The 22396-nt window shown below is 47.7% G+C and carries 18 protein-coding genes; 12 read left to right on the forward strand and 6 right to left on the reverse strand.

The window, feature by feature from the left end; genetic code table 11:
* Nucleotides 1–551 precede the first annotated feature (551 nt).
* Nucleotides 552–1331: a glycoside hydrolase family 11 protein gene (locus tag GILYN3_RS04545; protein WP_049721744.1), complete on the forward strand. Its 780-nt coding sequence runs from the start codon at nt 552–554 to the stop codon at nt 1329–1331.
* A 237-nt stretch (nt 1332–1568) separates the two neighbouring features.
* On the opposite strand, the gene GILYN3_RS04550 is transcribed toward GILYN3_RS04545, so the two are convergent.
* On the reverse strand, nt 1569–4157 hold the full coding sequence (locus GILYN3_RS04550; protein WP_049721745.1) for a glycoside hydrolase family 9 protein: 2589 nt from the start codon (nt 4155–4157) through the stop codon (nt 1569–1571).
* Nucleotides 4158–4555: 398 nt separating this feature from the next.
* Between GILYN3_RS04550 and rluF the strand changes: the two genes are divergently transcribed.
* Nucleotides 4556–5575 (forward strand): 23S rRNA pseudouridine(2604) synthase RluF, encoded by a 1020-nt coding sequence (gene rluF / locus GILYN3_RS04560; RefSeq protein WP_049722562.1) that lies wholly within the window; start codon nt 4556–4558, stop codon nt 5573–5575.
* Between the two features lie 8 nt (nt 5576–5583).
* Here the strand turns inward: rluF and rlmE are convergent, their stop codons facing one another.
* A complete protein-coding gene (rlmE, locus tag GILYN3_RS04565; protein ID WP_049721747.1) occupies nt 5584–6204 on the reverse strand; it encodes a 23S rRNA (uridine(2552)-2'-O)-methyltransferase RlmE in 621 nt (206 codons plus the stop codon).
* A gap of 231 nt (nt 6205–6435) precedes the next feature.
* Here rlmE and GILYN3_RS04570 point away from each other — a divergent pair, with 231 nt between their 5' ends.
* The 3 genes from GILYN3_RS04570 (at nt 6436) to GILYN3_RS16985 (ending at nt 11540) form a co-directional block, all read left to right on the forward strand.
* Complete coding sequence (locus tag GILYN3_RS04570) at nt 6436–8079, forward strand: NAD(P)/FAD-dependent oxidoreductase (RefSeq protein ID WP_049721748.1); 1644 nt, start codon at nt 6436–6438, stop codon at nt 8077–8079.
* Nucleotides 8076–8816 carry a TrmH family RNA methyltransferase gene (locus tag GILYN3_RS04575; RefSeq protein ID WP_049721749.1) on the forward strand — a complete coding sequence of 247 codons (741 nt, stop codon included), beginning with the start codon at nt 8076–8078 and terminating at the stop codon, nt 8814–8816. Before GILYN3_RS04570 ends, GILYN3_RS04575 begins: the two co-directional genes overlap by 4 nt.
* Nucleotides 8817–9005: 189 nt before the next feature.
* Complete coding sequence (locus GILYN3_RS16985) at nt 9006–11540, forward strand: EAL domain-containing protein (RefSeq protein WP_084005098.1); 2535 nt, start codon at nt 9006–9008, stop codon at nt 11538–11540.
* 163 nt (nt 11541–11703) lie between these two features.
* Here the strand turns inward: GILYN3_RS16985 and GILYN3_RS04585 are convergent, their stop codons facing one another.
* From GILYN3_RS04585 to GILYN3_RS04595, 3 genes are all read right to left on the reverse strand, one after another.
* Nucleotides 11704–13626 carry a methyl-accepting chemotaxis protein gene (locus GILYN3_RS04585; protein WP_049721750.1) on the reverse strand — a complete coding sequence of 641 codons (1923 nt, stop codon included), beginning with the start codon at nt 13624–13626 and terminating at the stop codon, nt 11704–11706.
* Nucleotides 13627–13943: 317 nt separating this feature from the next.
* Entirely contained in the window at nt 13944–14414 is a 471-nt protein-coding gene (locus GILYN3_RS04590; protein ID WP_049721751.1) for a hypothetical protein, read from the reverse strand.
* A 112-nt stretch (nt 14415–14526) separates the two neighbouring features.
* Nucleotides 14527–14778, reverse strand: a complete 252-nt coding sequence (locus GILYN3_RS04595) for a hypothetical protein (RefSeq protein ID WP_049721752.1) — start codon at nt 14776–14778, stop codon at nt 14527–14529.
* A gap of 169 nt (nt 14779–14947) precedes the next feature.
* Between GILYN3_RS04595 and GILYN3_RS04600 the strand changes: the two genes are divergently transcribed.
* The 7 genes from GILYN3_RS04600 to GILYN3_RS04625 all read left to right on the forward strand — a co-directional run bounded on the left by GILYN3_RS04600 (nt 14948) and on the right by GILYN3_RS04625 (nt 21093).
* Entirely contained in the window at nt 14948–16384 is a 1437-nt protein-coding gene (locus tag GILYN3_RS04600) for an ATP-binding protein (protein WP_049721753.1), read from the forward strand.
* On the forward strand, nt 16381–17067 hold the full coding sequence (locus GILYN3_RS04605; protein ID WP_049721754.1) for a response regulator: 687 nt from the start codon (nt 16381–16383) through the stop codon (nt 17065–17067). The genes GILYN3_RS04600 and GILYN3_RS04605 overlap by 4 nt, the downstream gene beginning before the upstream one ends.
* Before the next feature lie 106 nt (nt 17068–17173).
* Nucleotides 17174–17467 carry a hypothetical protein gene (locus GILYN3_RS16700; protein ID WP_198147284.1) on the forward strand — a complete coding sequence of 98 codons (294 nt, stop codon included), beginning with the start codon at nt 17174–17176 and terminating at the stop codon, nt 17465–17467.
* 127 nt (nt 17468–17594) lie between these two features.
* The gene (locus GILYN3_RS04610; RefSeq protein ID WP_198147285.1) at nt 17595–18821 is read left to right on the forward strand and encodes a YHYH protein; all 1227 of its coding nucleotides are present in this window, start codon (nt 17595–17597) and stop codon (nt 18819–18821) included.
* 3 nt (nt 18822–18824) lie between these two features.
* On the forward strand, nt 18825–19322 hold the full coding sequence (locus GILYN3_RS04615; RefSeq protein WP_198147286.1) for a hypothetical protein: 498 nt from the start codon (nt 18825–18827) through the stop codon (nt 19320–19322).
* Nucleotides 19323–19634: 312 nt separating this feature from the next.
* A complete protein-coding gene (locus tag GILYN3_RS04620; protein ID WP_049721756.1) occupies nt 19635–20156 on the forward strand; it encodes a hypothetical protein in 522 nt (173 codons plus the stop codon).
* 10 nt (nt 20157–20166) lie between these two features.
* Entirely contained in the window at nt 20167–21093 is a 927-nt protein-coding gene (locus GILYN3_RS04625; protein WP_049721757.1) for an ATP-grasp domain-containing protein, read from the forward strand.
* On the opposite strand, the gene GILYN3_RS04630 is transcribed toward GILYN3_RS04625, so the two are convergent.
* The gene (locus GILYN3_RS04630; protein WP_049721758.1) at nt 21090–22295 is read right to left on the reverse strand and encodes a CynX/NimT family MFS transporter; all 1206 of its coding nucleotides are present in this window, start codon (nt 22293–22295) and stop codon (nt 21090–21092) included. The two genes, GILYN3_RS04625 and GILYN3_RS04630, sit on opposite strands and share 4 nt — an antisense overlap.
* Nucleotides 22296–22396 lie beyond the last annotated feature (101 nt).

Here is a 22396-nt window from a genome sequence, read left to right on the forward strand (position 1 = left end):
CTATGTAAAATGAGTGTATTGTGCGTGGAGGGCTTTCTAACAGCGAGATCCATTTAATAACTTTTGTCTGAAAGTAGAATTTTCCTATAATAATTTTTATAACAAACTCTACATAGTACTTCCTTGTGATTCCAACAAAATAGCTGCCACCATTCTCAAACATGCTAAATCAGCATTCTGTTTCCGATCTCATCGAGAAAAGAACATAAGCTCTGTTAACTCTCTCACATAATGAAAAAATAATTGGATTATATGGATGCCTTGGGTGATGTAACAACTCCTTCAAAAAGGAAATAGAAGAGGTATCGCTTCATTCAAAAATAGTATTTTGATCACCACCTTGTCGCAGCTACCATATAGTCACAGTGACCATATATGGAGGTTTATGGCTTGCTGGGGCGCATTAGGGTATTCGAACTAGATTTTAGCTGATCAGAAAAATAATCGAATTCGATTATTCTAAAACGCAAAACAACAGGCTAAAGGAGTAAAAGCCGACAACTGTCATCATCCGCGATACTGCGGATGTGATTCCCGAAAAAGGTACTATTATGAAAATTAACAATAAAAATAACGTTATCGCAATGGGTCTCGCCACCACGCTTCTGGCGTTATCTTCCACTGCCAACGCAGAGTTCATTAATACGAAATACGCTGGTTATCCTAGTGAAGGCGGCTATTTTGTCAGTCATTATGAGCAATATAACGACCAATGGGCTTGGGTTGACACCTCCGGTTACACTGAATCACACGTCAATTTCACAATAGCGGCTAATAATGTTGTGACTGGCCGGGGCTGGGAAACCGGCCAACGTAATCGCAAGATTAACTTTGTGATAAACGACTACCAACCTTGGTGGAATGAGCAGAAAATAGTGTTCGCGGTTTATGGTTGGACGCGCCAAGACCCCGCCAGCTATAACAGTACCAATGACCCTCATCGTAACGTGGTGGAATACTATGTGGTGGAAAATAATAAAGATTGGAATCCGTCTCATCAGGGTACCGACGGCAAGGGTGCTATTCATCTGAAAACGGCCACCGTAGATGGTGCGGAGTATAAATATTATTACTCCTTGCGAGAGAATCAACCCCATTATTATCAAAACAGCGAAAGTGATTTTGCCACCTTTAGGCAGTACTGGGCGATTCGCCAAAACTCGCGCAACTCGGGAGAAGTGGATATGGCGAAACACTTTAGTAACTGGGAAAACCCCAAAGCCGCTCAATCGGCCAATGCTTACCCCTACACCAATGACTGGGGCTATCAAATCTTCATGGTCGAGAGCTATCAAGTAGGTGGCTCGGTACGATTAAACGCTTGGGAATAAGCTGAGCCGTTCAAATTATATTAGACAATATCATTAACTAAAGGACGACTGGATCGTCCTTTTTATTGTTATTTGATGTGATCTTTTAACGCAATAACTGGGAAGGCTCCGATTAAAGGTGCCATTGGGTAACAGTGACATTGTTTCTAATTAGATGTATTTTTGTTGGGGCTGCATCTTAAAAAAAGGCCGGCTTCTAGGTAAGAAGCCGGCCCAAGGTTGCAAGGATAAATCGGATTAGTTTTCTAGCAATGATTGCGCGGCATGGGTTAAAAACAAATACCGGCTACCCATGGGGATAACGTATTCATTTTGTCCCCAAAAGAATGGCCAATTACTTTTGTTCTCTGGTAAGTCGGGCGCCAATACTAGAACACCCGGCACAACACCTCCTGGAATGTACGAGAAGTCTGCGCGGTTGTTACCGTAAGCGGCGGTTTGCGATTTTGCGCCGATGCCAGAGGCAAACGAGTAGTTGGAGTCTGGGTGGGTGCCGAAGATGTAATTTAGACTGCGGTACACCAACTCTTTTTCAACAATGTCAGGGAAAGCTTTGTGTAACCAGTAGTTGGTTATACCAAAACCCATAACTGAACCATTGCCAGCCCAGCCGCCACGAGTGATGGGCACACCATAGGGGTTCTCTTGTTCAATGGTGTTAATCTCATCGCGGTAGCTGCGGGTTAGCGCGGCCAATGCATCGGCGTAGGCGTCATCCATATAAGGCATTGCCAGTACTAACATGGCGACATTCTCACCACGGAAGTTATCTTTAACCGAATCGAACAGTTCACTAACAGCTTCTGCGTAACGCTTATCTTGAGTGCTTATCAGCAGTTCAACAGCGGTTTTAAGTTTCTCTTCCTCTAATTTACCGCCGGTGGTGTTGCCAAAGCGGTAAGTGTTGGGCTCACGATTGGCCTCGTACTGCCAAACTCTTTTTGCGGTGGCAAGACTTTCATCGGCAAGTTGTTGGTTGATGGGCCCCAATACTCGGCTAGCAGCGGCTAAAGCCGCGGCCGAACCGTAGTTAAGCGCGCTGGTGTTACTGGTAAACGCCCAACGATCATCAAAACGGCCACTGTGTGTGCCATTCTCAGGCATTAGGTCTTCACCAGCCGTTGGGTCTACCGTGGACGGCTCATACATTTTTCCCACGCTGCGCTCTTTTGCGTGTGGGTCCATGGATGCGTCGTAGACCATGTTGTCGGTTTTGGTTGAACCATCACCCAAGTGTGGGTACTGATACAAACGGCCCGCAACGATACCGGGAATAGCGTGGCCGATGGCGCGGTGCTGAGCGATCAGAGCTAAAGTACCGTGCTCGATTTGCTGCAACATATCTTGCTTGCCATCGGGACGATTGATCTGAGTAAACTTTTTCTCTTGGCTGACGGTGGTGTTGTCGCGCTCTACACCAAACTCTTCTACTGCGTGTACCAGTCCCTCGATGGTGTGGTACTGAGACTGGGTGCGAATATCGTAGTCGCCGGCATCGTACCAACCGCCGTAGTCTAAACCGTCAATATGCTGGAAGGGTTTAAAGTCGGTATCAAGCTCTTCACCGTGAGCGTAGAGGTCGAAGTGTTCGTAATTGGGCGGTGCTTGTAAAGCATCGTCCATGTGCGAGCGACCATGCCAAACGCGGTAGGCTTCGCGCACTTGCATGTGGTCCATTTGCACCGGAAAGAAAAAATCCAGTGTAGGTTGCCATACTTTGGCTAGCACTTCTTTGTCGATAGGGAAGGTGTCAGTAGTTTGATTACCGTAACGCAATTGGTATAAGCCGGGTTCATTCACGTCAGAGAAATCAAAGGTAACGTACTCGTAACGTAAATATTCGCCCCACGCTTTGGGCTTACCTGAGTGTGCCACCGTGGTGCTGCCATCGGCGTGTATCTTAAGTAGCTCTACGTTCGACTCCGGGGTATCGTTTGGATCTAATTCGATGACGGCACGTTTCGGTTGAGCTGGGTGGTAACCTACTTGCGAATAACCAATCACTGGCTCGCGAACCCAGCCGGGGATGGCACTGATGTCAAGTTTCCACTCCACGACTTTGCCTGTACGGCCGGCGGGAATCATATCGCGTACAACGTACCAACCATTTTGCGCTTTGGTGCGGCCATCAAACAACATCAGTTCGCCATCGCCTAAAGTTTCGCTAATTGTAACGCGTCGCTCGGGATCTGCTGGCGCCAGCACCAAGGTTTTACCTTGAGCAAAGGCCGTGGGCTCAGTTAGCCCTTGGTCATTCATAACCATGCCGTGGGTGGTCGAGGCCGAGCGGGGGAATTGCCCTGGCTTGCCATCCGCTAAGTAAGCTTTGTCCCAGTATTCGGCGGGTACAAACTCCATATTAAAGCCGGCCTTGCCTTCAAGCGCTTTAGGCAGCGGGCTGTCTAGATGCACACTGATCACCACGCCTTGATCGCTAGCGGTGGTTTTTACGCTGTAAGAGAAATCTAGCTCAGGGTAGGCGAGCTGGGTGGTGATGGTGCCGGTCTGTTTGTCCACTTCGCGAGCGACGAACTGGCCCATGCCGTCCCACTGTTCGGGGGTGTGTAATAGTCTTACATCGCCGTTGGTGGCGGTACGCTCACCGTGCTGCACAATCTCAATACCGGCGGTTTTTGAGTCAAAAAACAGTCCTCCAGGCTTACTGGAGAAGGCGAATACGTCCACAGCCGCCGAGTCGAAGTATTCTTTATCGTTTAGGACGAGTGCGTTTTGCGCGGTATTGTTAGGGGTGTTGACACAGGCAGCAAGCATTGTTGCTCCTGCTATGGCAGCCGCTAGTGGACGCCAGTTAAATGGGACGGACATGGGTTATTCCTTTGTTATGCTTAGGGCTCTAGTACTAAATATCTTATATTCAGAATGACCATTAGGTATGGTAACGATAACGCAAAATGAAAGAGTTTGCGATAGCTTGCTTAATTACAATAAAAAAACCACAGAGGCCCCATTAGTAAAGGGAGGCGGTGATGTTTTGTCGTCAGATGGAGGCTTTAGGTTTTGTAAATTTTTGTCACGCAAACGTAAGGGAGCTGTGATCAGAACGAAAAAGGCAAACCGTACTCTGGGCTGTAATAGGCCATAAACAGCTGTTACGGTCATTTATGGCAGCGCCTTTACTTTGCTATACTGCGCTCTCTCTCGATCTCGCATTACTTGGTTTTACACTGCCGTTTAAATCACCTACAGGTAAAAAGTCGACATTTATGCCTAATACGTCTTTAACTCGCCTAAATAAATACATTAGTGAAAGTGGTATTTGCTCGCGCAGAGATGCCGACCGCTTTGTTGAGCAAGGCAATGTATACCTAAACGGTAAGCGCGCCCAGGTGGGGGACCGAGTAGCGCCGGGTGATGTGGTTAGGGTAAATGGCCAGCTTATTGAGCCACAAGAAGCCGAAGATTTGATTTTTATCGCACTGAATAAACCCGTGGGTATTGTTAGCACTACCGAGAGCAGTGAGCGAGATAACATTGTCAGCTTTGTCCGTCACAGTACCCGAATCTTTCCTATTGGGCGCTTAGATAAAGATTCGCAGGGTTTGATTTTTTTAACCAACAATGGCGATTTGGTTAATAAGATACTGCGTGCAGGCAACAACCATGAAAAAGAGTATTTGGTCACGGTTAACAAACCGATTCGGGCTGATTTTATTGAAGGGATGAGTCAAGGCGTGCCAATACTCGGCACCATGACAAAAAAATGTAAAGTCAGTAAAGAGGCACCTACGGTATTTAAAATTACCTTGGTGCAGGGGCTAAACCGCCAGATTCGCCGTATGTGTGAGCACTTTGGCTACGAGGTGGTGCAGCTTGAACGTGTAAAAATTATGAACATCGGCATTAAAGGACTGCCGGTTGGTGAATGGCGAGACCTTACTGAAAAAGAGTTAAAAGTGTTGCTGACCTCCATCGAGGGCTCTTCGTCGGAAGCACCTGCTGGGCGTAAAAACTCACAGAAAAGTGCGCCTAAAAAATCGCCCAGTAATGGAGCAAAAAAACGCGGCACCCGCACAACTAAAGCCGGCGCTAAAGAATTTTCTACGACAAAGAAAAAACCCGCTGCAGCAGGCAGAAATAAACCCGCCGCCAAATCACCACATCATAAAAGTGGCCCTCAGGCGCGGGGCGCAGGTAAAAATAAGCCCGCAGCTAGCGCTAAACCGGGAGTGCGATCTAAACAGAAATCTGGCCGCTCCTCGGTACCTAAGAAGGGCCGTCGTTAAGCCGTGCGTTAGCCTTTAAAGCCTTTGGCGACAAAGTAAACTTCACGCGATCTAGGGCGTGAAGCGTCCGGCTTGCGAATCATCACTTTATCAAACGATGAGCGTACATCTTTTAAGTATTCATCTGAGCCTTCGCCCTGAAACACCTTGGTGACAAAACAGCCTTTAGGTTTGAGTACTTGGCGGGCCATGTCGAGTGCCAGTTCTATCAGGTACATCGACGAAGCTTGATCGGCAGCATTCACACCACTTATGTTGGGTGCCATATCTGAAATAACCAGATCCACTGGTGTGTCACCTACGGCGGCCATAATTTGTTCAAATACGGCATCCTCGGTGAAATCCCCCTGGATAAAGTCGACATCGGCCATAGAGTCCATTGGTAAGATATCAGACGCGATAACACGCCCGTTGACGCCGACTATAGGCGCTACAACTTGCGACCAGCCGCCTGGAGCACTGCCTAAGTCCATTACCATCATGCCAGGACGTACCAGCTTGTCTTTTTTGATTATTTCCAGCAACTTGTAGCTGGCACGTGAACGGTAGCCATCGACTTGGGCACGTTTTACATATGGGTCATTAACGTGCTCGCTAAGCCACTGATTACTGCTTTTAGATCTTGCCATGGTGCGCCTGCGCTGTGCCTAGTAAATAATAACCGCATTATACGCATTATGGGGCAGGCTCGTAACAGGGGTGCTGCTATCAGTACGATTGCTGCTAGCCGTTAATATAGCCTGTAAGCTTTCGAGAGTTAGCTTCGCATGCACATATTTCAAAGGTACAATAAGCCTATTGGGCGCCTCTGGCGTTTTTTTTAGCCCCTTTGCCGGAGACACCGGCCAGGTCTACTTTTTATGATCCGAATTACCGAGCTCGCCTTACCCCTTGATCACTCCGCCGAGGCTCTGCCTCAAGCTGTGGCTAAACGCCTTGGGGTGGCAGAACCCCAGCTGCAAAACCTAACCGTATTTAAGCGCAGCTACGATGCCCGCAAGAAAAACACCGAAATTAAGTTTATTTACATTATTGATGTGGCGGTTGTTAACGAAGATGCCGTGTTGCAGCGTCTTGCCGCTGACCGCCACATCCGACCGTCGCCCGACACTCAGTATTACCCTGTGGCCAAAGCCCCCGCTGAGTTGACAGAGCGCCCTGTGGTGATTGGCTTTGGTCCCTGTGGTTTGTACGCGGCGTTAATATTAGCGCAAATGGGTTTTAAGCCCATTGTGCTAGAGCGCGGTCGCGATGTGCGTACCCGTACCAAAGATACCTGGGCGCTGTGGCGCCACAACGTGCTTACGCCAGAATCGAATGTGCAATTTGGTGAGGGCGGCGCGGGCTTGTTTTCCGATGGTAAGCTTTACAGTCAAATTAAAGACCCTAAGTTTTACGGCCGTAAAGTCATGTACGAGTTTGTCCGCGCCGGTGCTCCAGAAGAAATCATGTTTGTGAGCAAGCCACATATTGGCACCTTTAGACTTACAGGTGTGGTGGCAGCTATGCGCGAAGAGATAATTGCGCTTGGCGGCGAAGTGCGCTTTGAAAGTAAAGTGGCCACTCTTGATGTGGTCGACAACAATGGGCAGGGCAAGCGTGTTAGCGGTGTTACTTTGGCTAATGGTGGGCAGATAAAGAGCCGCTATGTGGTATTGGCTGTTGGGCATAGCGCCCGCGATACGTTTCGCATGCTGCACGATGTAGGTGTGTATTTAGAGGCAAAACCTTTTGCAATTGGATTTCGGATCGAGCACCCACAATCATTGATTGATCATGCACGCCTGGGCAAATATGCCGGCCACCCTGACTTAGGCGCGGCCGATTACAAAGTTGTACATCACGCCAAAAATGGCCGAGCGGTGTACAGTTTTTGTATGTGCCCTGGTGGTACGGTGGTGGCGGCAACCTCGGAGGAGGGCCGTGTAGTCACCAACGGTATGAGTCAGTATTCACGCAATGAGCGCAACGCCAATGCCGGTATTGTTGTGAGCATTAACCCCGAGCAAGACTTCCCTGGAGGGCCTCTAGCAGGTATTGATTTGCAAGAAGCGCTGGAGGCTCACGCCTACGTTGCCGGTGGTGAAAATTATTGCGCGCCAGGACAGTTAGTCGGCGACTTCTTAAAAGCAAAACCTTCTACTAAATTTGGTGAGGTCGAGCCTTCTTACAAACCCGGCGTTACTTTGGGTGATTTATCATCAACCTTACCGAGCTACGCAATTGAAGCGATTCGTGAAGCACTGCCAGCTTTTGGCAAGCAGATTCGGGGCTTTGATCGCGCCGATGCGGTATTAACCGGCATAGAAACCCGCACCTCATCGCCGGTGCGTATCAGTCGTGATAGAGACACATTGCAAAGTGTTAATACCCAAGGTTTATATCCAGCAGGTGAGGGCGCAGGTTACGCCGGAGGTATTTTGTCGGCCGGTGTTGATGGGGTGAAAATTGCCGAACAACTCGCCAAAGCGATGCTGGATGATTTTGCGAGTGAGGCACAATGAAGCTCGACGACATAAAGAAACTGCATCAAAAAAAATACCGCGCCGAACTGGGCTGCTTTTTAGTCGAGGGCGAGCACCTTATTTTAGAGTTGCAAAAAGCCGCCAAAACAAACCCTTTACTCGCAGCGGCGACACTTTATGCCAGTGACAGTTATGGCGAGGTAGAAACAGATTTTGAGTTGCTGCGAATCTCTGACAAGCACATGCAAAAAATATCCGACACCAAATCGCCTCAAGGTATTGTTGCTGTAGTGCCTATGAGTGCTGTTGCGGCGCCGTTAAAAACCGCTGATGAAAAACACACAATTTATCTGCATGAGATACAAGATCCGGGCAACCTTGGCACTATCTTACGTACGCTTGCTTGGTTTGGTGGTTTTAAATGCGTACTTAGTCCCAGCAGTGTAGACCCCTACAACCCGAAAGTGGTACGCGCTAGCATGGGGGCGATTTTTCATGTCCCCATAGAGTTAGATATCTCGCTTCCTACATTACAGACACGCTTCGATGCATTCGCCTGTCTAGATACTGCCGGTACCGCGTTATCGGCCCCGCAATTTAGTCGCCACCAGTGTTTTGTGTTTGGCAACGAGGCTCGAGGCGTTCCCCGAGAACAGTTAGCCGAATTAGGCGCTGAATCTTTTTCTATTCAGGGTAACGGCGTTTTAGAGTCTCTTAATTTGGCTACTGCCGTTAATATGTGCGCCTATGAACTGAACCGTTCGCTCAACCTATAACTAAGGCCGCAACGTGGGTGAACCTTAGACAACACCCCAAGAGCCTGCGGTGACCCGAGTAAAGCAGGCAGATATCTCTCATCTAATACTTGGAAATGCATCAATAATACTGTATTTATAAGGTTGCCCACAGCTATATAACCCTATACTTCAGGGGATAATCATAAAAACTATAGTGAGTACCTGTATATGGAGCGCAATCTGCTACGCACTTTAGGCGATAACTCACATGATGTGATTTTTGCTAAGGATCGAGACGGGCGTTTTATTTTTGTTAGCAAAAGATTGGCCCGCTTAGCTGGTTTCTCTTCTGCCGATGATGTGCTTGGAAAAACCGATTTTGACCTTTTTCCCGCCGATTTGGCGCAAGGCTATCATGATGCAGACCAAGAAATCATGTTGTCCGGAAAAGGCTTGGTCGATTTTGAAGAGCTTTTGCTAGACGCAGAAACTAAAAAGACTCGCTGGCACTCTACGACTAAAATACCGCTTCACGACGAAAGCGGTAAGATAGTTGGCATTATCGGTATTACCCGCGATATAACTTTAACGAAAGATGCGGAAAAAAAAGCTCGCGAGTTAAACGTAGAGTTAGAAAAGCGTGTGGCCGAACGCACCCAAGAGCTAGCAGCAGCTAGTGATGCGCTGTCTAACGAGCGCAACTTAATGCGCAGCCTAGTAGATCTACTGCCCGATAATATTTTTGCTAAAGACACCCAAAGTAGATTTTTATTGGCTAATCAGGCTGTAGCACGCGGCATGGGTTCTACCGTCGACGAATTGCTGGGTAAAAATGATTTTGATTTTTTTCCCAAAGAAATGGCTCAAGGCTTTTTTGATGCAGAGCAAAAAGTTATTCGTGATGGAAAGCCAGTACACTTAGAGGAGCCCTACCTAAATCGAGAAAAAAACCAAGTTATTTGGCTTATGACCAGTAAGGTGCCGGTGCATGATAACAACGGAAAGGTTGTAGGAATTGTTGGTATTGGTCGTGACATCACCGAGCGGCGCGCCACTGAGAAAGCTCTGCGCGAAGGCGAAGAACGCTTTCGCAACCTCACCGAGCTCTCATCCGACTGGTATTGGGAGCAAAATAAAGATCTTGTTTTTATTAACTTAACCGACCCTAACGGAAAATCTGGATTTAGCGGTACTCAAGTGCAGGGTAAAACGATTAAACAATTGCCCAACACTGAAATCCTTAATAATGACTGGAGCGCACACGAACAGTGCGTTAACGCACACTTACCTTTTCGTGATCTAGAGCTTCGAGTGAGCCGAAGTCAGGATAAAACCTGCTATTTAAGCTTAAGTGGTTTACCTATTTTTGACAGTGCTGGAGTGTTTTCTGGTTATCAAGGCATTGGACGCGACATTACCGAACGGAAAACCGCTGAGGCTCACACGCATCACTTAGCCACACACGACAGTTTAACTGACCTGCCAAATCGGACAATGTTTTTTGATGTATTGGATGTAGCCATCGAATCAGCGCACCGTAACAAACGAAAGTTAGCGGTATTGTTTGTAGACTTAGATCGCTTTAAAAACATTAACGACACGCTAGGGCATGATGCCGGTGACGAATTACTGACTCAAATATCTGTCCGACTTTCCCATAGTTTACGTTCATGCGATGTGGTGGCACGATTAGGCGGCGATGAATTTGCTATATTAGTGCAAGAAATAAATGAACCAGAGCAGGCCGCTACCGTCGCACAAAAAATACTGAGCGCCGCCGTTAGTCCGGTAATGGTGTTGGGGCAAGAGTGTAGGGTGACGGCCAGTATTGGGGTTAGTGTTTTCCCGGACGATGCCGGCGACGCACAAACTTTAATGAAGAACGCCGATATCGCCATGTATCGCGCTAAGGATGAAGGAAAGAATACCTACCAGTTTTTCTCGGCCGATATAAAGTCTCGCTCTCTTGAACGACTGATGCTAGAAAATAATCTTCGGCTGGCGCTAGAGCGTAATGAGTTTTTTTTACAGTATCAAGCCAAGCGTGATCTGAAAACCGGAAAAATTGCCGGGGCCGAAGCACTAATACGTTGGCAGCACCCAGAGCTGGGGATCGTGCCGCCAGATCAATTTATACCACTGGCCGAAGAGACCGGTCTTATTGTCGCTATTGGTCGCTGGGTGCTAAAAACAGCATGCTGCCAAAGTATGGCTTGGCAAAAACAGGGCTTTGCACCAATTTGTATGGCCGTTAATTTATCGGTTAGACAGTTTTTTGACGAGAATTTGGTCGCCGATGTAACCACTGAGCTAGCTGAGTCAGGCCTGCGGCCAGAATTATTAGAGATGGAGATTACCGAAGGCATGGTCATGCAAAATGCCGAGCGAGCCATTAATATTTTACAGTCCATAAAAGGTCTTGGCGTACGCCTTGCTATTGACGATTTTGGTGTTGGTTACTCGTCGCTGGCGCAAATTAAACGCTTTCCCATTGATACGCTTAAAATTGATAGTTCATTTATTCACGAGTTGCCGAAAAACGCCGAGGATTGTGCAATTGCCGAGGCGATTATTGCCATGGGTAGAACCCTAAGTTTAACCGTGATTGCCGAAGGGGTAGAAACCGTAGAGCAGGAGAGCTTCTTGCGCGATCACGCGTGCGACCAATCGCAAGGGTTTTATTTTAGCCGGCCAATCTCTTCTAATGATTTCTCAAATTTAATGCGTGAACAAAGAGATAATCCGAGAGACTACCCTCAATAAAAACGTCTAAGCTGTAGCGCGAGGCTACTTTTATTAGTGAGACGAAATGCCACTTAAACACCTAATAATATCTAAGTAAAGGTGGCTACATTAAAGCGTTCAAAACGTTTTAAGTAAGAAACCTTCATACGCTGAAGCGTGGCAGGATTAATAGCTATCTGTTTTAAACTCTATAAGTGGCTAATTGCGTTTGTAAGCGTTTTGCGAGGGCAATAAGACTCTCACTGGCTTTGCGGGCCAAGTCAGCTTGACTGGAGGTTTCTTGTGCGCTGCTGCGTATTCGTTCGAGTGTGGTGTTAATTTCATCGGATACCTGACTTTGCTCTTCTGCAGCACCGGCAATGTCGGTGTTACGAGCGGCGATGTCAGTCATGGCGGCGGTCACGGCATTTATAGCAATACCCGATTCGGTAGCTTTATTCGATAAGTTTTCAGCTAGCGAACGATTAAGCTCCATTTTACGTGATGCGTCCTTAGATCCATTTTGCAAGCGTTCAATTTGTTCTCGAATATCACTAATAGAATTTTGCGTACGTGTGGCCAGCATACGCACTTCATCTGAAACAACAGCAAAGCCTCGGCCATGCTCACCAGCTCTGGCGGCCTCAATTGCCGCGTTTAATGCGAGTAAGTTGGTTTGTTCTGCTATTGCGTTAATCACATCAAGTACACCGCTAATGGCATCACTGTGTTTTTCTAACTCAAGCACTGTTTCTGCACATTCAAGCGTGCTTTGACTTAATTGACTGATGATGTCGATGGTGACGACCAGTGAAGTATGGCCCGTGCGTGCTTGTTCCGTGGCATCTTTAGCAGATTGGTCGGCGTTGGTTGCGCTCTCGGCGACACTTTGCGCGGTGAGCATCATCTGGTGCATGGCAGTTGCCACTTGCTCGGTATGTTCAGCTTGCTGATCGGTGTAGAGGCTGGATTGCTCTGCCGAGGCGACCATAGATTCTGCTGAATGGAGTAGCTCTAATGAGGATTTCCCAACTTCCTGAATGGTTGTTTGTACTTTTTCTAACAAACGGTTAAAGCCGTTCGCCACCTGACCAAATTCGTCTTTACTGGTGTTATTAAGCCTTACCGTAAGATCTCCTTCGCCTTCGGTAATATTGTTTATAGCGTTTATTAAGCGCGTCATTGGTTTTGCAATTACCAGGGTCACTAAGGTACTAACGGCTAAAATAATTAATCCACCTACGGCAGCAATAATGCCAGCGGTTGTAACTGTTTGTTGTGTAATTAGGGTTCCCAATTCATCTTCTGAGTATGCTGTCATTACTCTGTAACCCCACGGAGAAAATGAGGTTTCAGATAGAGTCCAACCAGGTTCTGAGCCATCGAGAACTCGTTGGATATAGTCGGCTGACTGATTGTTTGAATGCATGCGAATACGATTTTTGTTGTCTACAAGGGCGGTAAACCCTTGCGTAAAAACTTTCGATTGACTGACAGACTCCTCTAAGGCCGATAGATCTGCGGAATAACCTACATACCAAATACCCAGAATATTGCCGTTATGATCGCGCATTGGCTCATAGCCGGTCAGGTACGGAGAGCCTAATATATCCACTTGGCCATAATAAGCCTGACCTGCCTCGATGGCTTTAAAGGCTGCGCCTTGAGGGTTTAGAAGAGTGCCTGTAGCTCGTTCACCGGCTTTTTTAACATTGGTAGAAACGCGTACATAGTTTCGGTCGTCATACACAAATAGTGTGGCAGTGCCTGCTAGATCTTGCGTCAGTTCATCAACCAATTGGTAATCGTTACTTTGTTCTAACTCCCCTAAGTACAGCGAGGGCACTGTGTATTGGCCTACCTGTGTCGGTTGTCGTTGTTCTGGCGGCCCAAGTCTCTCCCCGCGTTTTATAAGCACTTTCATAGCGCCCTTTACCCGATCCATCATGAGTGAGTCGGTAACGGATAGTAAGTGTATGACTTCGACACTTTGGCTTTTTGCAAGCGAATCAGCCTCTTGCTGCAATTGCTTAGTGGCAGTCATGCTGGTGATTAATGTTCCCAGAATGACCATTACAATAATCACTGACAGTACGGAGAGAAAAAACTTCTTGTTCACGGACATAGTGTTAAGGCCAAAGAGAGACGAATTGATTACATATCTTTAGCTTATCGGCAGGGATAGAGATAGTTAAAGGGCTTTTAGGGCAGAAGGCGCAGAGAAAGGTGTTTATTTACGTTAAGACGGAGAGGGTTACGTAGGAAAAAGTGAATCTTTTGAATATTGCTCGTAGTGTCTTTATACCTTAGCCAACTCGTATTAGCACTTTCCTGAGCACTCCCTCCGCTTTTTAACCCCATGGAGATGCTATTTTTAGAGTCTGTCAGGGACGGGCTGTGTGCGCGACGGCCCATACGCTGGGGCCGTCGCGGTAAGGTATGTTAACGCAAGGGGACGATCTGTAGCTTTGATTCGGGCTTTACTGGATTCGCAAACATAGATAGGTCTTCGTCTGTTGCCGTTTCAGTACACTCGCCGTGAATAGTGACTCGATTTTTTTCCGGTTGCTCTTTAAGTGTCATATAACCTTCCCGGCAGTAGCCTGTGGCAGCAAGTTTTGCCTCTAGCATTTCGGTGGCTTGTTCCTGTACTTTATTAGATCGATCACGGTTGCCTTCAGGTGATTTTCCTCCGCCTTTTCGGCCTTCCCCTCTAGGTGACCGGCCACCACCTCTTTTACCTTTAGAGCTTTGACCTTCGGCACGTATAAAGCCGACCTCGTAGACAAATAGTTTAGAGCCATTAGCGGTTATTTCAGTTGAAAAATGTTCTACGGTATTCACATTACGCTCTGGCGCGCTGCTACAAGCGGTTAATAGCGCCGGTAAAAGAAGCATTAAGTAAGGTTTCATGACAAAAAGTTCGCCTAAGTGGAAGTAAGTTTAGTCGTTTAAGCCAAACACGGCCATCGCGAGTAATACCATGGCGCAACAGTTCTTTGCTGATAGCCGTGGCAACACAGCCTTAGCGTCTTGGTTCTGGCCGATCATTTGGCACGGCAACCAAAGCGCCATCTACCATTTGGCATGTGGCTTCTAAGGTATGGCCGTGGGGTGTTTCGATTGTAACGGCTTGGTTAAGTTCCGCATCAGCACAAGCTTTAATGGCTTCAGGTGGCGGGCCTTGTCTGTCTGAGTGTGATGGTGGTGCGGCAAATGCGCTAGAGATCATGGCGCTAAGTAACAGGGTAAGCATAATCTTGGTTGTGGCTGTCATTTGATTTCTCCCAGTAAGTTGAAACCTATATGGATTAAATGGCTATCGGTTTGATACAACAAGGATAGGTTATCAAGCGAATGTGCAGAACCGGTGCAATTTACAAGGAGAAGCCAGTCATTTTTTACAACCTTGTGGAGCTGTTCGTTATTGGCGGTATACTGCCAATATGAAGATTACACGCAAATTATTTTTTACCTTATTGGGCGTAACAACCTGTGTGGTTGTTGCCAACTTAGCCCTGGCTCGCTGGAGCTTTCAGCAAGGCTTTTTAGATTTTATTGGAGGTATAGAACAGCAACGCCTGAGCGAGCTCGGTGAACAGCTTACCCGTGAGTACGAATGGTCTGATAATAATTGGAAGTTTGTCGAAACGCTCGACTTTGAACAACTGTTACGCGAGCAGGCCCGAGCAGGAATGCGGCCATTGCCGCCTCACGGAGCGTCTGGTTCGCAAAGGGCTTTTAAGGGGCGCCCGCCAGGGAGTCCCGCTAGAGTAAAGCTGAGAACAATGGGGCCGCCCACGGTTTTATACGACCAAGTGGGGCAGCTGATCGCAGGTATCCCGCCAAACAATCAAGACTCTCCCAGTATCCGCGTGCCATTGTTGTCCAATGATATCCAGGTGGGTGAGTTACGAAGTTGGCCAGCTGGACCGTCTTATACGCCATTGGCAAGCCAATTTTCACGGCAACAGCTATGGGCCAGCTTGATGATTGGCTTGCTTAGCTTGGCCGCTGCAAGTGCAATCTCTTGGTTGGTCGCCAAAGCGTTATTGCGACCGGTTAAAGAAGTCTTGCGTGGCGTATCGGAATTATCTAAAGGAAATTATCAAGTCAGCTTTACTGAGTCGCGCCATGATGAACTGGGGCAGCTCATGAGTAATATTGCCGCATTAAGTAAAACACTCGATAAAAATCGCACGGCTAAGCAGCGCTGGTTTGCTGACATCTCCCATGAACTACGAACACCACTAACTGTTTTAAAAGGCGAAATAGATGTTCTTAAGGCCGGCATACGCCCCTTTGATGCCAAGCAACTAGCCTCCTTTGAGCAAGAAATCGACCTCCTTGCCCACCTTATTGATGATCTTTATCAACTCTCGTTATCTGACATGGGCGCATTGCGTTATCGCTTTGAAAAACAAAGCTTAACGGATATTGTAGCCGGCGTAACGGGTAGCATTAAGCGGCAAGTGGCGAATAAAGGCCTCACTTTTAGCCTAAATTGTAAGGAGGACATTTGGGCTAGCGTCGACAAACCTCGTATAGAGCAGTTGTTTTTAAATCTGTTTGCTAATTCTATGGCTTACACTGATTCACCAGGAACCATTCAGCTGGAAGTGTCTACACTGGATAATCTAGTTCAAATAACCATCGATGACTCGTCCCCTGGAGTGCCCGTGGCGGAATGTGATCTCCTGTTTGATCCGTTGTATCGTCAGGATTCCTCTCGAGAGCGGCGCTCTTCGGGGGCAGGCTTGGGCTTAACTATTTGCAAAAATATAGTTGAGGCCCACGGCGGGCGAATTGTCGCGGCGCCCTCTAAACTTGGAGGAGTGCAGATGTCGATACTAATCAACGCTTATCAAGGAAACCAGCCATGAGCGATCAGCCTTTGATTATAATTGTTGAAGATGAGCCTAAAATTGCTCAGATTTTGGTCGACTTCCTCTCGATGGATGGTTTTCAAACATTGGTATTACATGACGGCAAAGACGCGGTTGAAACCATTCAAAACAAAGCTCCAAGTGCGGTGATATTAGATTTAATGTTGCCTCATAAAAGCGGCTTGGTTATTTGTGAAGAGCTGAGACAGTTTTCTGATGTTCCTATTTTAATGTTGACCGCTCGTGTCGATGAGATCGATCGCTTAATGGGACTTAATATTGGTGCCGACGATTATGTTTGCAAGCCGTTTTCGGTAAGAGAGGTGGTCGCTCGCATTAAAGTTATTTTGCGGCGTCAAAACACTAACAACCACTCTCAGGGGCGCATATTACAATACAAAAAAGTATGCCTTGATCTTGAGAAACACACCTGCACACTAGCGGGTGAAATCATTGAATTAACCCCAGTGGAGTTTCGTTTGTTAACGGCTTTTATTAATAAGCCCGGTGCAGTATTTACCCGCGCAACACTTATGAGCTCTTGCTACGAAGATGATCGTATTGTCAGTGCCCGAACCATTGACAGTCATATGAAAAACCTCCGTGCCAAGTTGACCGATGCCGATAACGGCGAGTCTATATTCCAATCGGTTTATGGGGTCGGCTACAAAATCGGTTAAACCTCTGTATTTTCTAAATTGCGCAGCATCACCTTGGAATCTGCACAAGTCCTGCACGATGTTTGGTTAACATTACAATATCCAACACAGCAAGGGTGCAACTATCATGAAGTTTAACTATTTATTATTAAAGCCTAGCGTCATCTGTATGCTATGTGTGTTTCTAGGCGCCTGTGGTTCAGGCTCATCTAACGACTCAACAACCCCCCTTGATGATGACATTACCGATGAGCCGGTTAATACCGCACCCGTGGTAGTCGCAGGGGACGATGTATCGACCTCTGCCGGCGAGCTTGTAACGCTAACAGCCGTTGTAACAGATGATGACAATGTAACTATTAGCTGGAGCCAAACCAATGGCGAGACAGTAGAGCTAACTGACAGCACTGCCCGTTGTTAGTTTTATCGCCCCCTCCGCGACAGAAGATCAAACTTTAACCTTTAGTGTTAGCGTCAGTGATGGGGTCAACGACGCTGTTAGCGATACGGTATCGATTACCGTTAGCGCGGTGGCAGAGGAGCCGACGTTGAGTAACAATGTATGGCTGATCAACACAGATAACACTCGAGCGGCTCATATTTTAGAGTCGGATTCTGGCCTTGGCGTTTTGGTTAATGTGCAATCGGTATCGGAGCAAGCAGTCAGTGGTGAGGTTTTTACTGTTGTCACCTCCGAAGGTGTACCCGATTACAGCGTAACTATTACCGATGAGATGCTAGCACAACTGAATAATCGCCCCCGCGCTGCAACAGACTTTGCCGCAGGCGAAGCCGTAATTAACGTGGGAGACACTGTTGGGTTCGGCCAAGATATTGGTTACAACAGCAACTCTAATTGCGGCATGAATGCCGGTTTTGGTTATTGGCCGCCAGGACCAGAATGCCCAAGCCAAGCCACCCGCGAAGGGTATTTCACGCAATCGCCACAAAAGGCCGAAGACACCTGTGCCAATGGATTAGGCAAGGTCGGGCTTTGGGTTAACGGCTCCTCGGTATACAACTGGGGTGATGGCATGAGCTACAACAATGAAGGCGCATGGCAAAACCTAGCCCCCATTGCCGAGCAGTATGATGTTGATGTGTGTGGCGGTCACGCTGCCATGGGTGATTATCATCACCATTTTTACTCCACCTGTTTAGCCGACATGGTCGGTGATAAAGCAGACGGTCACTCACCACTGTACGGTTACGCCGCCGATGGTTATCCAATTTACGGGCCTTGGCAAGCTGAAGGCGAATTGGCGGCCAGCGCTTGGGCTGTGCGTGATTATTCTGCAGACTCAGCTACAGGCTGCTCAGATGGGACCCGTAGCTGTACTTTAGTAGATCCTTTTGATGTGAGCTTAGGCACCGAGTTTGTCGCATCTGGCCCAAGCTTTGACGATGTTGTTAGCACTTTATCGGGCAATCAATTAACCGCCTATAACGGTTACTACTACGAAGATTACTATTGGGATAGCAGCTTAACCGAACAAGGCGGCGCGTACCTTGATCAGTACAATGGTCATACAGATGAACAGCGGGGCTATCATTATCACATCACCGTAAGCGAGCAAGATGGGCAATTAACGCCGTCATTTCCATACATTATTGGAACTCGATTTGCCGGTGAGTTACCGGACAATTCTCTGGCGCAGTGCAGCACTGGTGCAGCCCCATCAGGACCACCTCCTGGCGCTGGTGGACCACCTCAAGCTGCCGCTAGTCCAGCACTTGATGCCGATAGCAATATTGTTGTGGCGCTAGAGGAATAAAGCGTGCGATTAAGTGCAATGGTGTTGTTGGTCATGATGGTGCTGGCAACGAGTGGTACAGCCGCAAGCGTTGAGATTCACGAGCACAAAACTAAAAGTATTGGCGAGTATCCAACACCAAAAATACACTTATCAGTATTCCGCGATGCCATGGACGGCATCAACATAAACGTAAAGGTTGAGAATTATCACCTCAACGCACCGAACTCGATAGCCTCAAGTGACTCGGCAACGGCGGCAACGCTGCAAGGCCATGCCCACGTTTTTGTTAATGGCATTAAACGCCAACGGCTGTACGGCAATGATTTACATATCCCAAATGAATGGTTGCAGTCAGGTGTAAATCAAATTGCTATTTCACTTAATAGTCACCAGCATGAAAATTGGATCGCCGCTGGACAAACCATTGTTGGCTCGGTGTTTGTCGATCTATCTCGCCAGCCTATCGTGCTGCATAATTTTAGCTCGCAACCTATTAACCATATACACGGTAAACACTAGTTGCTCAGTCAATATTACAACAGATTTAACCTAGGAAAACTTTGGTGACGATAAATCCCAGCAGGGCAGTCAGTCCTTCTCGTTGTTAGTATTCTCGCCCTCAAACCTAAAAAGCTACAGATTTTAAGTTTTCATATTATTTTTTGCGCCATTATGTTCGATACCACTAAATATGTCGCTCAAGTCTACACCTCTTGTTTGACAGGCTAGCTGCTCTCGGTGATTATCTAACACGAAAGTGTCAGCCTTACTCTACTATGCTTTCGCTCAACTTTTTAATCTAACGCTAACATCCGCAAAAGGATTTTTGTCATGGTACACAGCAGTTGCGATTTTGAATTTGAAGACGATTACAAACCCAGTGGTAAAGTCATGAAGTTTGACAACAAACCACTGGTATTACGATTTCCTCCTACCGCTTACCGCACAATAGAACCCGATGAAATAGAAGAATGGCGCAAAGAGGTCGCCGAGCGCCTTGGCTTAGACTTTGACATTGGACCAAATTCAGGCGGGACAGTATCTTTTTGCCAGCGTGGCGGGAGCGGTGCAGCTTACCGCTGCGATTCGGACCTTTCTCAGTCGAGTGATATTTACGGAGAAAGAGTACCTAAAGGTCGACTTGTGCCTTGGAACTCTACCCCCGTGGTGCTTAACTTTCCACCAACAGCCTATGAAGTTGTCACCCCCGAAAGAATGAAGGGTTGGCATGCTGACTTAAAAGAACGTTTTGGTCACAACTTTGATATTGGCGGCAGCTCTGGTGGCACAATATCTTTTTGTCGGCGCGGAGGTTCTGGGGCGGCTTATCGGTGCGACTCTGACATCAGTTAGTTAAATGCCAATGAGTATAGCTATTTTCACTTTCAGTGAAGACCTTCACGGGCATTTGGTGGCCGAGCAAATTGCACAGCTAGGTCATCGATGCCATTTGGTTTTTACCGATCAACTGGCTTTTAAGCCTTGGCTACAATGGCGCGGTTCGTCACCTGACGCGAGTTTGGTTGACCATAACAACACATTGTTTAATTGCTCCGAATTAACCACGATTTGGTGGCGAAGAGTTAACGCCCCACTCAGTAACAATTATAACTTGGCCGACGATGCCGCTTATAAACTTATTCCAGGCGAATGCAGGGCAGCCTTGCTAGGCGCTATGTTTACCGCTTTTACGGGGCGCTGGGTCAACGACCCTAGTGCAGAGCTGCGTGCGGACAATAAGCTGGTTCAGCTGCAAGCGGCGGCTCAAATAGGCTTTGAAGTTCCGAGTACATTAGTCAGTTGTATTCCAGATGCCATAAGAGAGTTTGTAGCCGAGCAGGGTGGCCAAGTAGTCGTTAAAGTCATCAGAGGGCTAGCTGAATTTTCGGTTCCGGCGCGAGTTATAACCGCCGATGAGATAACTGATATCGAGGCTCTTACTGCGTGTCCATCCATTTGGCAAGCGATTGTAGTTGGTGATACACACTTAAGAGTTCATGTGTTTGGCAGGCAAGTTATCGCAGTACAGATCACCTCAGAAAAACTTGATTGGCGACCAGACCTTTGCTCACCGATGACAGAATACCCGCTAAATAATTCGCTTAAAGCTCAGTGCCAGCAGTTAATAAAAGTACTGCAATTAACAATGGGAATTATCGATATAAAACTTAAGCCAGACGGCACTCCTGTGTTTTTAGAAGTTAATCCACAAGGTCAGTTTGCTTTTGTTGAAGCGATAACCGGCTTACCTTTAAGTCGCTATATGGCTGAGTTTTTAATTGATCGTTAGAGCTTATCTACACTTGATCCATCAAGTACATATAAATTACGCCCAGCACCCACGCCCGCCATCAACGCCACCAAACCAATCAAACCCAGAAAAACACCTGTAATGCTCCAACCATGAAATACATCGTGCAAAACACCGGTCAATAACGGGCCAAAGGCGGCGAGGGTATAGCCCACTCCTTGCGCCATACCTGATAAACGCGCGGCCGTATCAGCATCGCGCGCTCGTACCGCTAATAGCGTTAATGCCATGCTAAAAGTACCGCCTTGGCCCAAGCCAAGTACGATGGCCGACAACCAAACGAGATGAATCGGAGCGTAAATGCAGCCCGCCAAACCCAGCAACGTCAGCGATACCACCAGCGTGATCATAAATCGCTGATCACGCTGGTGGCTGGCAATCCAAGGCGCGGCAATGGCGGTAATAACTTGAACCATAATAGATGCCGACAACACCAAACCTGCGGTAACCGCATCGACGCCTCGGTCTTGTAAAATTGAGGGTAGCCAGCCAAATACGGTGTACGCCAATGCCGATTGCAGGCCCATATAAATGGTAACTTGCCACGCCAGTGCGTCGCGATACAGCGATTTTTTAGGGGCACTAACCGGCTTGGGAAAGTGCTTGGCGTTTAGTTGTGACCACCACACAAGTGCGGCAATAATGGCGGGCACCAACCAGAAGCCCAGAGCAGGGCGCCAATCATTGCCAAACAATAGGCGTAGTGGTTCGGTAGCGCCCGCCGCAATCGATGCACCAAAACACAGTACCGCTGTATAAAGCCCCGTGAGTAAGCTTACCGAATTAGGGAAGTCGCGTTTGACGAGGCCAGGTAAAAGAACCCCCATGACACCAATACAGGCACCGGCTGCGGCCGAGCCGATAAATAAACCGGCAGCGCCCATGTGTGGACGAGCCATAAGTGACAGTGCCAATAAGGCCACGGCGAGTAATACCGTACGCTCCATGCCCACTCTGCGCGCCACAATAGGTGCTAAGGGTGCCGCCAAGCCCAAAAACAACACCGGTAGAGTGGTGAGCACCCCTTGGCTGGTGGTGCTTAAGGCTAAATCCTCACCAATACGGCGCAGTACAGGTGAAACACTGGTTAACGCCGGGCGTAAGTTCAGCGCAACCAGCATTAAACCAAATAGTGTTAATACGGCATGCCGTAAAGGCACTGCTGTAGAGGTAAAGGCCATACGAAGGGGCACCTGTTAAGAGCAACCAAGGTAGCAAACGAGTAGAGCACACCATTGGTGGCGTGCTCTGTATTACATGAGGTTGTTCGATGTCATGCGGA

Source organism: Gilvimarinus polysaccharolyticus, from assembly GCF_001187555.1.
Classification (GTDB): domain Bacteria; phylum Pseudomonadota; class Gammaproteobacteria; order Pseudomonadales; family Cellvibrionaceae; genus Gilvimarinus; species Gilvimarinus polysaccharolyticus.